A 13,434-nucleotide genomic window follows, 5' to 3' on the forward strand; every position below is an offset into this window, starting at 1 on the left:
GTATTCACGCCGCGTTTCGCGACGGCCAAGCGCTCATCGCGGCGCCGCGACGCCCAACCGCGAGGCTGAGCGCCGCGATGATCAACACGGCGGCCACGCCGAACGTGATCCTCATGCCGGTGGCGATGGCCTCCGGAGCCGCCGTCGTGAGGTCGGGCGCCGCCGTTCCGAGCGCGAACACCGCGCCCATGAACGATGCTCCGGTGATCAGTCCAAGATTGCGCGACAGGTTGAGCATGCCGGAGATGACGCCGCGCTGGTCCGGGTGGACATCCGTCATGACGGCCGTGTTGTTGGCGGTCTGGAACAGCGCGTAGCCGATGGTGACGATCGCGATGGGAGCGACATAGCCAGCGACACCCAATGTCGCCGGCAGCATGGCCAGCAGACCGGCACCTGCCGACATCGCGACCAGCCCGGTGACGGTCACGCGCCGGGAGCCGAAACGGTCCGTGACGCGTCCGGCCGGCACGCCGGTCAGCGCCGCGACGAGGGGACCGATCGACAGGGCGGCGCCGACCAGGGCCGCGTCGAGGCCCAGACCATGGGCGAGATGGAACGGTCCCACCACGAACGTGGCCATCATCACCGTCGAGACGAGCGCCGCCATGGCGAGGCTGGCGGCCAGGCCCGGCTCGCGGAACATGCCCAGGCGGATCAGCGGTGACGGCGCCCTCGCCTCGACCCACGCGAAGAGGCCGATCCCTACGCCCGCCGCCACCAGCAGGGCGATGTTGAGCGGACCGAACCCGCCGCGCCCCACCGTCATGGCGAGGGCGTAGGCCGCGAGGGTCAGGACCAGCGTCACCATGCCCGAGGTATCGAAGCCAGCTTGGCTAATCGCCTTTTCGCGTCGGTCGGCGGGTAGGTGTCGGTATGTCAGAAAGAACGCCACCAATCCCAGCGGCACGGTGACGAGGAAGATCGCCCGCCAACCAAAACCGGCGATCAGGACACCGCCCAGCGATGGCCCCAGGGCGGTGCCGATCGCGGACATCGTTCCGAGCAAGCCCATGGCTCGACCGGTTCCCGCCTTCGGAACCGTCTCACCGATCAGGGCCATGGCGAGGGCCATCATGATGGCGGCGCCGAGACCTTGCGCCGCCCGGGCCGCGATCAGCAGCGGGAGCGTCGGCGCCACGCCGCACAAGGCCGACGCTACCGTGAACAGCAGGATGCCGTCCAGCAACAGCCGCCGGCGCCCCATCAGGTCACCGAGCCGTCCGACACTGACGATCAACGTGGTGATGGCGAGGAGATAGGCCAGGACGATCCACTGGACCTCCTGGAACGAGGCGTCGAACACCCGCGCCAGGGTCGGCAAGGCGACGTTGGCGATGCTGGTGCCCAGCGACGACAGCAGCATGGCGAGCGAGAGGCCGGCAAGCGCCCAGCGGGTGGAGGGCGTCCGCGCCGCACCTCCCGCCAAACTATCCGCCGGTATGGCTGTGATTGGTTTCAACTTGAACCCCGTTCCCTGAGCGCTCCCGAAGTGGAGCCATCGAGACCGTAGTCCGTCGCCCGGCATGGCGGAACGCGCGGTATTCGCACTCGATCGTTGCGTTTGACGCCACATTCCGATCCGCTCGTGATATCGTCGGCGCATGCCCGGACCCGACCTGAACCTGCTCTTCACCCTGGATGTGTTGCTCGCGGAAGGGAGTGTCGCGAGGGCGGCCCGCCGGTTGCGGCTCAGCCCCTCGGCGACGAGCAGGGCGCTGGCGCGCCTGCGTGAGGTGACGGGCGATCCACTGCTGGTCCGGGCGGGACGCGGTCTGGTGCCGACTCCCCGGGCGCTCGACCTGCGCGAGCGGGTAGCCCAGCTGGTGCGGGATGCCGAGGCGGTGCTCCGTCCCGCCGAGAAGCCCAACCTCGGATCGCTGACGCGGACTTTCACGCTGCGGACCAACGAGGGTTTCGTGGAGACCTTCGGCCCGGCCCTGATCGCCCGCGTCGGCGCGGAGGCTCCGGGAGTGCGGCTGCGCTTCGCCCAGAAGCCGGACAAGGACAGCGCGCCGCTTCGGGACGGGACGGCCGATCTGGAAACCGGCGTCATCGGCCCCACGACGGGGCCGGAGGTGCGGGCCCAGGCGCTGTTTCGGGATCGCTTCATTGGGGTGGCACGGCATGGGCACCCGCTGGGCCGGGGCGAGATCACGGCCGCCCGGTACGCGGCGGCCAAGCATATCACCGTCTCCCGGAGGGGCCTCGATACGGGGCCAATCGACGAGGCGTTGATGACACTGGGGCTGGAACGGGAGATCGTCGCCATCGTCGGGGGTTTTTCCACGGCGCTGGCCTTGGCCCGAGCAACCGACTTGGTCACCAGCGTGCCCGAGCGGCACACCGACACCCTGCGCGCCGGCATGCTCCGCTTTCCGCTCCCGGTCGCCCTGCCGGAGATCACGGTGTCGCTGCTCTGGCATCCCAGGATGGATCCCGATCCGGCGCACCGCTGGCTGCGCGGCTGCGTTCGGGACGTTTGCGCGGAGCCGCCCGGCGGGTCGGGCCCGCTGGATTAGGGTCCGTGGCTCCGGTCGTACGCGTTGGGCTGGGGTGAGGTCCAGCCGCGGGGCGGCGCCACCGGACGGTAGACCTCCACCAGCAGCGGGTGGCAGGCGGCGGTGTCGCTCGAATGCTCGCTGCCGCAATCGCCGCCGGGGCATGCCGACAGGGCGCCGATCAGATCGATCTCGGCGAGGAACTCGATGAAATCACCCGGCCTGACGGGGCTGGCCTTCATGAAATACTGCCCGGTGTCGCGGGTGAAGCCGGTGCACATGAAGACGTTGAGCACATCGTGGATCACGGGCTCGACGCTCTCGCGGGTGCGGCCCAGCCGGTCGGCCAGCGCGCGGGTCAGGTTCGAGTGGCAGCAGTGGTGATAGTCATCCCCCGCCAGAAGACGATGGGTGTAGGGATCACAGCGGGTCCCGATCACGTCGTGTACCGAGCCGCCCCACGCGTCGAAGCCGTACCAGTCGAGGGTATCCTCCGTGATCGTCGCGATCGGCCGCAGGTAGGGCAGACACGACCACAGCCGGTCCCCGGTCGACAGGTGCGTGCCATGCAGCGCGCGGGTTTTGCCCGAGAAGAAGCGTTCCCCGATGTCATCAGCCGCCCACAGGTTGAGGTCGCCGACCTGCGGCCCCTCGACGCCGACGATGCGGAAGAAACAACCGGCTGGGACGTCGAAGCAACGCGCCTCGCGCGGCGGGACGAGGGTTTCGGACAGCTTCTCCCACCCTTCCCGCGCGGCGCGATAGGCGTCCAGGTCCGGCGGGACAAGGCTGTCGACCGGATAACAGATCACCGGCTTGATCTTCCGGCGCTCGTCCGCGTCGGCTGGTTTCGCGTGCTCGTACCGTTCAAGCTTCATCCGGGGTTCTCCCAAGTCGTCCTGTCGTGGCGCCGTTCCAGGAATTGAACAGGCTCCGGCCTCACTGTGTCGCGGCGGTCGATTGGTCGCCGAGCCACGCCTCCGCGGCGGGGTGGAGGGGGATCGACAACCCGCTCTCGGCCCGGCCGCGGGAGATCATCGCACCAGCCCCGCTGCCGACGGCGGTGAAATCGATCTCCTTGAACACGGTGTCGAGCATGGTCGTGACCTCGACATCGGGCATGCTCCGCCGGCCGACCAGCAAGGCCGTGACCGCCACGGTCCGGACCGGTTCCGTTTGGCGGGGATAGATGCCGGGCGGCAGGGTCAGCGGCACGAGGTGACCGCTGGACTGGCCCAAAGCTTGGATCGCCTGCGTGTCGAGCGGCAGGAAGCGGATGTGGGATTCGGCCGAAACCCGCTGGAACAACCTCGCCGGGGCGTTGATGACGCTGACCAGGGCGTCGATCTCGCCGGCGTTCAGCGCCTCGACGGCGCGGGACGGACCCAACCCGGTGACCTCCGAGAAGTCCTGGGGTCCCAATCCATGGGCCTCCAGAACCGCCCGCGCGGTCAGCATCGATCCGGAACTGGGCAGCCCCATGTCGACCCTTTTGCCGCGTAGATCGGCGACCGTGCGGATCGGTCCGTCTTCCTTGACGACGATGTGGACCGATTCCGGAAACAGGCTGGCGAGAGCCCGCAGGTCGGGATCGGCGCCAGCCTCTTGGTACAGCCCCTCGCCCCGGCTGGCCATCGCGGCGATATCGTTCTGGGCCAACGCCACGTCGGCCGATCCATCACTGATCAGGCGGAGGTTGTCGACGGTGCCGTCGGTCGAGACCCCGGTGGAGCGGACGCCGTTCGCCGCGATGGACGCGGCGATGGTCTGGGCGATCAAATCGTATTCGCCCCCGCGTGGCCCCCCCGCGATGACGAAGGCGCGCTGGAGACGGTCGAGCCGAAGCGTGATCTGACGGTAGGCGCCGTCCAGTTCCTCGGTGATGATCGCGCGGGCTTGGCTGGCGTTGTCGGCCGGAGGCCCCTCGAACAACGCCATGATCTGATCGACCAGACCACGCGCCACCGCCGGCGGACCGGTGTTGTCCAGGGTCGGCGGTTGGGTGACCGGCGACTGGGCGATCACGACCGGCCTCCAGTCGTTGTCCGTCGCTCCGTCAGCACGCTCGAACCCCACCGAGCCGCGCACCCGCAGGGTGTCACCGGCGGCGTTGCCATCCCGCCGAACTCCCTGTAGGCCATGCTCGGTAGCGCCAAGCAGACTGGCGATCGCCGATACGTTCAGCGCCTCCCAATCGTTGAAGGAATAGTCCCGCAGCAGCCGGAGGTCCGCGTTGTAGTAGACGATCTTGCGCTCGGTTCCGCCATCCCCGGCGGTGAGCGGGCCGCTGCCGACCCGCTCGAACGCGGCGACCTCGAACGTGGGCTCCTCGAAGGTGGAGCCGATGGCGCCTTGAAGGGCGTCGCGCACCGTCGCCTCGTCGGGCATCCTTTCGCAAGCCGTCGTGGCGCCCAAGGCCAGGACGATGGCCGCGACGCGGAGAAATCCTTTGATCATGGTGGTCTCCCTTTCGACGCTCGGTCCGGCTAGAAGCCAAGCTGGGGCAGGCTCATGAATCCCTGGATGACCAGCGCGTTGGCCAGATCGATCAGGAAGGCCCCGACGATCGGGATGATCAGGAAAGCCTGGGGCGAGTGGCCGTAACGGGCCGCCACCGCCTGCATGTTGGCGATGGCGGTGGGCGTCGCCCCCATCCCGAAGCCGCAGTGGCCGGCCGACATGACCGCCGCGTCATAGTTCGATCCCATCACCCGGAACGTGACGAAGTAGACATAGGCGGCGATGGCGACCGTCTGCGCGCCCAGGATGACCAGGATCGGAAGGGCCAGGGAGACCAGTTCCCACAGCCGCAACGCGATCAGCGCCATCGCCAGGAAGAGCGACAGCGAGACAGTGCCGAGCAGGTCGATGGTCGCGCCATCGACTTGGCGGAGACCGGAGACGCTCAAGCCGTTCCTCAGGATGACACCCGTGAAGAGGGTCCAGACGAAGGCCGGGAGCGTCAGGTAGTCGTTCTTCAGGATCTGGCCCAGGTAGGTCCCGACCATGACGCAGACGACGATCAGGAACAGCGTCTCGACGAAGGACTCCGGGCTCAGGCTCCGCCGATCGTAGGCTGCCAGATCTCCGGCGGCGCTGTCGTCCTGGCCGCCGGCGGCGTTCGCCGTCAGCTTGTGACGGGCGATCAGGCGCTGCGCCAGCGGACCACCGATCAGCCCGCCCAGGATGAGCCCGAAGGTGGCGCAGGCCATCGCGACCTCCATGGCTCCCTGGAGATTGTAGTCCTCGCCGAAGCGGGTCGCGTAGGCGGCGCCGGTTCCGTGCCCACCAGACATGGTGATCGATCCGGCGAGCAGCCCATTCAGCGGATGCATGTCGAGGCTGAGGGCGGCGGCGACGCCCACCGCGTTCTGGATCACCAGCATGACGACGACGACCGCGAAGAAGACCAGGACGCTGCGGCCGCCCCGCATCAATGTCCTGATATCGGCGCTGAGTCCGATGGTGGCGAAGAACGCCAGCATCAGCGGCGTCTGCAAGGACATGTCGAACGTGATCTCCATCCCGGCGCCGAGCCGCAGGCCGGTTATCACCAGCGCCGCGATCAACCCGCCGACGACGGGTTCCGGGATGTTGTAGCGTTGCAGGAAGCCGACCTTGGATATCACCACCCGGCCGATCAGCAACACCACGATGGCGGCAACCAGCGTGGAAACGACATCGATTTCCAGTTTCATCCCGGTCCCTTCCGCGGGTCATGGGCTTTCCCGGAGGTCGCCCGATCAGTTGGCAACCCCTGGATCGGGCGGGAGTGGCAGTGACGGGGCCGAAGCCGCCATTTTTTCGGCTCGAAATAGCCATATTCTCCGACCCTGCCCTCTTTGGACCGGGTCGCAGGGATCGGTGTGGGGCGGGGATGACCTACTCCGCCGCCTGATGACCGGCGTCGCGCAATTCCCGGAGTTGGCCGCGCAGTTCCTCCGCGACGGCGTTGGCGGGACGGGTGAAGCGGGCCAGCAGGTCGTAGAGGACCGGCGTCACGAACAGCGTCAGCAGGGAGGCGACACCCAGGCCGCCGATGATGACCGTGCCGATGGCGACCCTGCTCTCCGCCCCGGCCCCACTCGCCAGCACCAGGGGGACCGAGCCCAGGATGGTCGATAGCACGGTCATCAGGATCGGCCGGAAGCGCAGCGCGGAGCCCTCGGTGATGGCTTGGCGGATGTCCATACCCTCGGCGCGGAGCTGGTTGGCGAACTCCACGATCAGGATGCCGTTCTTCGCCATCAGGCCGATCAGAAGGACCATGCCGACTTGGCTGTAGATGTTCAGCGACAGCCCGGTCAGCGCCAGCGCGCCCAGCGCTCCGGCCAGTCCGAGCGGCACCGACAGCATGATGATCAACGGATGGATGAAGCTCTCGAACTGGGCGGCCAGCACCAGGAAGACGATCAGCAGCGCGATCCCGAAGGTGATGGCGATCCCGCTGGAGGTCTCCAGGAACTGCTGGCTCTGGCCGGTGTAGCTGAGGCGCCCCTCGGGTGGCAGTTCCTCCGCCGCGATGCCGTTGATGTAATCGATCGCCGAGCCCAGGTCGTAGCCGTCGGCCAGCGAGGCCGAGATGGTGATCGACGGCAGCCGGTCGTAGCGCAGCAATTCGGGGGGAGCCGCCAGCTCGTCCAGGGTCACCAGGGCGTTCAGTGGCACCAGCGCGCCGTCCCCGCCGGAGCGCACGAAGATGTTGGTCAGGTCGGCGGGGGTCTGGCGGTCGGTGTCGCGGGCCTGGATGATGACGGGATAGATCCTGCCGCGGTTGATGAAGTCCGTCACCTCGCGCGACGCCAGCATGCTCTGGAGCGTGTTACCGATCTGCTCGATCCCGATATCCAGGTCGTCGGCCTTGCGGCGGTCGATCCGGACGTTGAACTGGGGTCGGGTCGCCTCGAAATCGGTCTCGACGTTCTGGAGACCGGGGTTCTCCGCCGCGCGCGCGACGATCCGATCGGACCATTCCTGGATGACATCGTAATCCTGGCCGCCGATCACGACCTGGAGCGGCGCGCTGCTGCCGCGCTGGCCGAGAGCGGCCGGGTTGACCGGAAAGGCCCGGATGCCGGGAATGCCGGCGACGCCGGGGATGATCGAATTGACGATCTCCCGCTGGCTCCGCTCGCGCTCCTCCCAGTCGGACAATCCTACGACGACGAAGCCGCGCGCCGGCTGGTTGCGGAAACCCACGATCGCGAACACCCGCTCGGCCTCGCCGGATGCCAGCAAGGGGGAAAGCGTCTCCTCGATCCTGCCGATGTTGGCGTCGGTGTAGCCGGTGGTCGCGCCCTCGGGGGAGGTCACGGGGATGAAGAAGACGCCCCGGTCCTCCGTGGGGGTCAGCTCGCGCGGCAGGATGTCGTAGAGCACGACGGTGCCGGCGGAGATGACGCCAGCGACCGCCAGGACGACTACCGGCATCCGCAAGGCGTGGGCCAGTAGGCGGCGGTATCCGTCGGCCATGGCGTTGAAACCCCGCTCCAGTACCATGCCGATGCGTCCCGGCTTCTCGGTTCCCCGCAGCAGCTTGGAACAGAGCATCGCGCAGAGCGACAGCGCCACGAAGGTCGAGATGGCGACCGCAGCCGCCATCACCAACCCGAACTCGGCGAACAGGCGGCCGACCTGTCCTTCCAGCGTGGAGATCGGCACGAAGACCGCGATCAGGGTCAGCGACGTCGCGATCACCGCGAAGGTCACCTGACGGGTGCCGAGGAAGGCGGCCGCCAACGGTTGCTCCCCGGCCTCGACGCGGCGCTGGATGTTCTCCAGCACCACGATGGCATCGTCCACCACCAGCCCAATGGCGAGCAGCAGGGCCAGCAGGGTCAGGATATTGATCGAGAAGCCGAAGGCGTAGATGAAGGCCAGCGTTCCGATCACCGCGACCGGGATCGTGACGGCGGGCACGATGGTGGCCCTCGCGGAATGCAGGAACAGGAAGATCACCGCGATCACCAACAGAACCGACATGCCGAGCGCGACCACGACCTCCTCGATCGACGCGGAGATGAAGATGGCGTCGTCGGAGCTGATCGTGACGGCCATGCCTTCGGGCAGGGTCGGCCTCAGGGCCTCCAGTTCCGCCTGGACCTGATCGCTGACCTCGATCGTGTTGGCCTGGGACTGGCGCAGGACACCCAGCCCGACGGCGGCTTGGCCGTTGGAGCGGACGATGGAGTTGTCGTCCTCCACCCCCAGTTCCACCCGCGCCAGATCGCCGAGGCGGATCGGGTAGTCGCCCGGCTGCGCCACCACGAGGTCGCGGAACTCCTCCGGACTGGTCAGCCGCGTGTCGGTCCTGATGGTGAACTGGCGGGCGAGGGATTCCAGCTCGCCCGCCGGCAATTCCACATTGTTGCGGCGAAGGGCGGCCTCGACATCGGCGACCGTCAGGTTCCGGGCGGCCAGCGCCTCGCGGTTCAGCCAGACGCGGATGGCGTAGCGGCGCTCGCCGAAGATCTCGACCTGCGCCACGCCGTTCAGCACGGACAGGCGATCGACGATGAACCGGCTGGCGTAGTCGTTGATGTCGGCGGGGGTCATCCGATCGCTGGTGACGGCGATGCGGAGGATTGGCTGGGCGTCGCTGTCGGTCTTGACGATCTCCGGCGTGTCCGCTTCGTCCGGCAGATCGACCAGGACGCGGCCGACCGCGTCGCGGACGTCGTTGGCCGCCTGGTCGATGTCGCGCGACGTGACGAACTCGACCACGATCCGGCCGCGCCCGATCCTGCTGGATGACCGGATGCTGCGGATGCCGTCGACGCCGCTGATGGCGCCTTCCAGCAGTTCGATGACCTCGGTGTCGATGATCTCCGGGGCGGCGCCCTCGTAGGTCGTCGTGACCGTGACCACCGCCGTGTCGACATCGGGCAGCTCACGCACCGGCAGGCGCAGCAGCGCCGCGATGCCGATGACCACGATCAGCGCGCTTAGCACGATGGCGAGGACCGGGCGCTTGATGCTGAAATCGGAGATCATGGCATCCGCTCCGCGACGTTCCGGTCGGGCCGAGGCTCCGGCGGTTCCGACAGGCGGACGGGAGCGCCCGGACGCAACCGCTGGAGGCCGGCGGTGACCACCCGGTCACCGGCGCGAAGTCCCTCGACCACCTCGACCTCGCCGACCCGCCGCTGACCCAGGCGAACCTCGATCCGTTCAGCCCTGGGTTCGTCCGGCGCTCCGGTGATGCGGTAGACGAAGGTGGAGCGGCCCTCCGGCACGACCGCCTCCTCCGGGATCAGGATGGCGTCGGGGCGGGTCACCAAGGTGATGCGGGCCAGCATGAACAGGCCACCCGGAATCCTCGCCTCGGAATTCGGCAGTTCGGCGCGCACCCGGAACGACCGGGAGACCGCGTCGATCCGGGTGTCGATCGCCGCGACCGAACCGGCGAAGACGGTGTCGGGAAAGGCGGTGCTGGTGGCCTGGACCGGCTGACCCTGGCGGATCGTGCCAAAGTACCGTTCCGGCACCTGGAACTCCAATTCGATCACGGCCAAGTCGTCCAGCCGAGTCAGGACGGTGGTGTCGGTGACCCGGGCGCCGACATCGACCTCGCGCAACCCCACCACGCCGGCGAAGGGAGCGTTGGTGGTGCGATCCCGCAGCCGCTGCCGTTCGGCCGCGACGCGCGCCTCGGCGGCCCGGAAGGCCGCTTCCAGCTCGTCGACGCGCGCTTCGGAAACCGCGCGGCTGGTGGCGAGCTGCCGGGCGCGCTCAAGCTGGGTGCGGGTGTCCAGCAACCCGGCCTCCGCCTCCGCGAGGTTGGCCTGCTCGATGCCGCTGTCGAGCCTGACCAGTGGCTGCCCTTGGTCGACCCGCTGGCCGGTCTCGAACAGGATCTCGTCGACCCGACCGCTGTCGTCGGCGATCAGATCGATCGACTGCCGCGGCCGGGCGGTTCCGACCGCCTCGATGATCTCGGAAACCTCGCCCAATTGGACCTCGGCCACTTCGACCTGGACCGCCGACGGACCGGAGCCTTGTTCCGCCCGCCCCTCGCCATCCCCTGGTGAGGCGACGGCGAACCACCAGGCGCCTCCAGCGACGGCGATCAGGAGCAGGACAATCAGGATCTGGCGAACCATGGTCATCGGGCGGCTCGGGACAGGGGCGGCAGCATGGGCGGTGCTCCTTGGTTTCGTCGATGCGATCCCACTAAGCTTGCTGCCAAGCGGCTCGGAACAAGGGCGAATTCACACCCAGCCCACCTCAGCCCCCATCTTAGCCCATGAAGAGCCCACCGCTGACATGGATGGTCTGGCCCGTCACGAAGCGTCCGGCCGGGACGCAGAGCGCCAGGATCATGGCGGCCACCTCCTCGGCCGTTCCCTCGCGCCCGACCAGCGGCGCCGCACCTCCCGGCAGCCCTGGCGATTTGCCGGACGCGGCGCTCCGCTCGCCGCCGATCTTTCCCGGAACGACGCAGTTTACCGTGATGCCGCGTCCACCGAACTCCACCGCGAGCGCCCGCGTCAGCCCCGTCAACCCCGCCTTGGCGGTCGCGACATGGGCGCGATGGGAAACGCCGGTATGCGCCGTGACCCCGCCGATGTTGATGATCACGCCGTCACCGCGTTCGAGCATGGAGGGCAACACCGCGCGCGAGCAGAGGAAGGCACCGTCGAGCGTCGTCGCCATCACGCCCCGCCACTCGGCCAAGCTCATTTCGGTGAACGGGCACATCCGGCGCATGGCGGCGTTGTTGACCAGGATGTCGATCCGCCCGAAGGCGTCGAGCGCCGCATCCCGCAGGCGGTCGACGGCGCTCTCGTCGGTGACATCGGCGAGGCATGACGTGGCCCGGCCGCCGTGGCCCTCGATCTCGGCGACGACGGCCTCCGCCTCGTCGCGGGAGGAGCGGGCGCCGATCACGACCGAAGCTCCTTCGCCGGCCAGCGCCAAGGCGGTCGCCCGGCCGATCCGCCGGACGCCACCGGTGACGATGGCGACCCTGCCCTCCAAACGAGGTGAGGTGATGGCGGGCGTCATGCCTCGATCACTCCCTTCTCCTCGAGGATGACCGCGGAGACGCCATTCCCCCGGCAGCCGCAGGTTCGGGCGTGCTGACGGCGGACGCAGTACCGGAAGGCTGATTCAAGCGATCGGGGTCCATAGATCCGCTGGCGCTTCGCGCGCGCCTCCTCCAGGCCGGTGGACGCCTTGATCTCTCCCGCGGCTTCCGCCAGCAACTGCGTCCGGCACGCCTTCTCCAGCATGATCGCCGTCATGACCGCTTCCTCGACCGAGCGGCCGACCGTGACGATGCCGTGGTTGCGCAGCAGGACGGCGTTGGCGTCACCGAGACGGTTGGCGACGTCCTGGCCCAATCGAGGGTTCACGATCAGGTCGCTGGTCTGGTCGAAGACGGGCAGTCCCTCGCAGAACATGGCCCCCTCGTGGCTGATCGCGATCAGGGGGCGGTCGAGCGCGCTGAAGGCCACCGCGTGGATCGGATGGGTGTGGACCACCGCCTGGACATCCGACCGCGCCCGCAGGATCTCGGTATGGATGAAGACCTCGACATGAAGCGGGTCGAGCCCCGCTGTCTTCTCGCCATCCAGATTGACGGTGATCAGGTTGGGCCGCTCGATCTCGTCGAGACCGAAACCGGCGGGCTTCATCAGGATCGTCTCGTCCAGTCCCGGAACCCGTGCCGACACGTGCCCCCAGATCAGGTCGCCCTGGCCGTCGTCGGCCAGGACCTTGCAGCCTTCGACCAGCCTCTCCTCCAGCGCGTCCCTCCTCATGGCAGGGTCCTCGAACCCACGAATCGCCGGTTCCGGTAGCCAGTCATCGCGTCGCCCCCCTTGGTTTCATAATTGATTATCCAGCATGCCAGCAAACTGTTGACAATTTACAGTCGACAGACGATAGTTGACATATGAACGACAGTCAATCGACCTCCCTCCCGACCATCGCCCAGCTACGGGACAACTCCCTGAGCAGCGCCGTGCGCCATGAGATCGAACGCATGATCCTCAGCGGTGAGCTTCCGACGGGCAGCCGTCTCAACGAGAACGCCCTGGCGGCCAAGCTGGGCGTCAGCCGCGGGCCGATCCGGGAGGCCAGCCGGGCGCTGGTCGAGTTGGGCCTGCTGGACCTGATCCCGAGCCGGGGCGTCTTCGTCCGCCGCATGGACAAGCAGGATGCCCAGGAGATCTACGATCTGCGCGCCGGCTTGACGGGGCTCGCCGGTTCGCTGCTCGCCCCCAAGGTCACGGACGGTCAATTGGCGCAGCTTCGCGAATTGTTCGGGGCGATGGACGCGGCGGCGATGGAAGGTGACTTCCAATCCTTCTACGGCGCCAACCTGGAGTTCCACGACCTTATCGTGTCGTTCACCGAGAACAGCCGCCTGATCAAAGCCTATCGGGCGTTGGTCAAGGAGTTCCACCTGTTCCGCTCCCATGGTCTCGTGCAGCGGGACGCGCAAAGGCTATCCAACGAGGAACACCGCGCGATCCTCGAATCGCTCGAGGAGCGGGACCCGGCGGCGGCCTACGAGACGAGCTTCCGGCACGTGGCCAACGGCAAGGCGCGGATGATGACCGCTCTCGACAACCTCGCCCAGGCGGCACCCGGCAAGCCCACCCGCTCGAAACCGGGCTCGCTCCACGTGATCGAATGACTTGACCGTCGCGAACCGTCCAAGGAAGGCGGGCGGCGGGAGAACGACAACAAGTAAATAGGGGAGAAACGCAGTGATCGAAAAAGCTTCGAACTGGCCCGACCCGTTCCGCGGCATCCATCGCGATCCGAGCGGCCCTCCGGGATACGCGCGCCCTTAGCGGCATCCGTCATCGAATATACCGGCGCCTGATCGGCGCCGGCGCGGCCAAGCCCCGCGTTCCACCTCCCCATCACCGGGAGGAACGCCGACGCGCGGCCTGATCCGACCTTCAAATTGCCAATCTTC

10 protein-coding genes are annotated in these 13,434 nt (G+C 67.9%); 2 read left to right on the plus strand and 8 right to left on the minus strand.

The genetic code is table 11. The features are described from left to right. Window positions 1-4 precede the first annotated feature (4 nt). Window positions 5-1,462, minus strand: coding sequence for an MFS transporter (locus N825_RS05970; protein WP_037448257.1), 1,458 nt, complete (start codon window positions 1,460-1,462; stop codon window positions 5-7). A 142-nt stretch (window positions 1,463-1,604) separates the two neighbouring features. Here N825_RS05970 and N825_RS05975 point away from each other — a divergent pair, with 142 nt between their 5' ends. Next, window positions 1,605-2,522, plus strand: coding sequence for a LysR family transcriptional regulator (locus N825_RS05975; RefSeq protein ID WP_037448259.1), 918 nt, complete (start codon window positions 1,605-1,607; stop codon window positions 2,520-2,522). On the opposite strand, the gene N825_RS05980 is transcribed toward N825_RS05975, so the two are convergent. The 7 genes from N825_RS05980 to N825_RS06010 form a co-directional block, all read right to left on the minus strand. Continuing rightward, the gene (locus N825_RS05980; RefSeq protein ID WP_037448262.1) at window positions 2,519-3,379 is read right to left on the minus strand and encodes an urea carboxylase-associated family protein; all 861 of its coding nucleotides are present in this window, start codon (window positions 3,377-3,379) and stop codon (window positions 2,519-2,521) included. The genes N825_RS05975 and N825_RS05980 overlap by 4 nt on opposite strands. A 61-nt stretch (window positions 3,380-3,440) precedes the next feature. Then, window positions 3,441-4,958: a TAXI family TRAP transporter solute-binding subunit gene (locus N825_RS05985; RefSeq protein WP_037448263.1), complete on the minus strand. Its 1,518-nt coding sequence runs from the start codon at window positions 4,956-4,958 to the stop codon at window positions 3,441-3,443. Window positions 4,959-4,987: 29 nt separating this feature from the next. Next, window positions 4,988-6,199 carry a sodium/glutamate symporter gene (gene gltS / locus N825_RS05990; protein ID WP_037448265.1) on the minus strand — a complete coding sequence of 404 codons (1,212 nt, stop codon included), beginning with the start codon at window positions 6,197-6,199 and terminating at the stop codon, window positions 4,988-4,990. A gap of 184 nt (window positions 6,200-6,383) precedes the next feature. Beyond that, window positions 6,384-9,494: an efflux RND transporter permease subunit gene (locus N825_RS05995; protein WP_037448267.1), complete on the minus strand. Its 3,111-nt coding sequence runs from the start codon at window positions 9,492-9,494 to the stop codon at window positions 6,384-6,386. Next, window positions 9,491-10,609, minus strand: coding sequence for an efflux RND transporter periplasmic adaptor subunit (locus N825_RS06000; protein ID WP_037448270.1), 1,119 nt, complete (start codon window positions 10,607-10,609; stop codon window positions 9,491-9,493). The genes N825_RS05995 and N825_RS06000 overlap by 4 nt, the downstream gene beginning before the upstream one ends. Window positions 10,610-10,739: 130 nt before the next feature. Further along, a complete protein-coding gene (locus N825_RS06005; RefSeq protein WP_037448273.1) occupies window positions 10,740-11,507 on the minus strand; it encodes an SDR family NAD(P)-dependent oxidoreductase in 768 nt (255 codons plus the stop codon). Next, on the minus strand, window positions 11,504-12,265 hold the full coding sequence (locus tag N825_RS06010; protein ID WP_051511608.1) for a class II aldolase/adducin family protein: 762 nt from the start codon (window positions 12,263-12,265) through the stop codon (window positions 11,504-11,506). Before N825_RS06010 ends, N825_RS06005 begins: the two co-directional genes overlap by 4 nt. A gap of 134 nt (window positions 12,266-12,399) precedes the next feature. Between N825_RS06010 and N825_RS06015 the strand changes: the two genes are divergently transcribed. Beyond that, entirely contained in the window at window positions 12,400-13,146 is a 747-nt protein-coding gene (locus N825_RS06015; protein ID WP_051511609.1) for an FCD domain-containing protein, read from the plus strand. Window positions 13,147-13,434: the final 288 nt, after the last annotated feature.

Source organism: Skermanella stibiiresistens SB22, assembly GCF_000576635.1.
Lineage (GTDB): Bacteria > Pseudomonadota > Alphaproteobacteria > Azospirillales > Azospirillaceae > Skermanella > Skermanella stibiiresistens.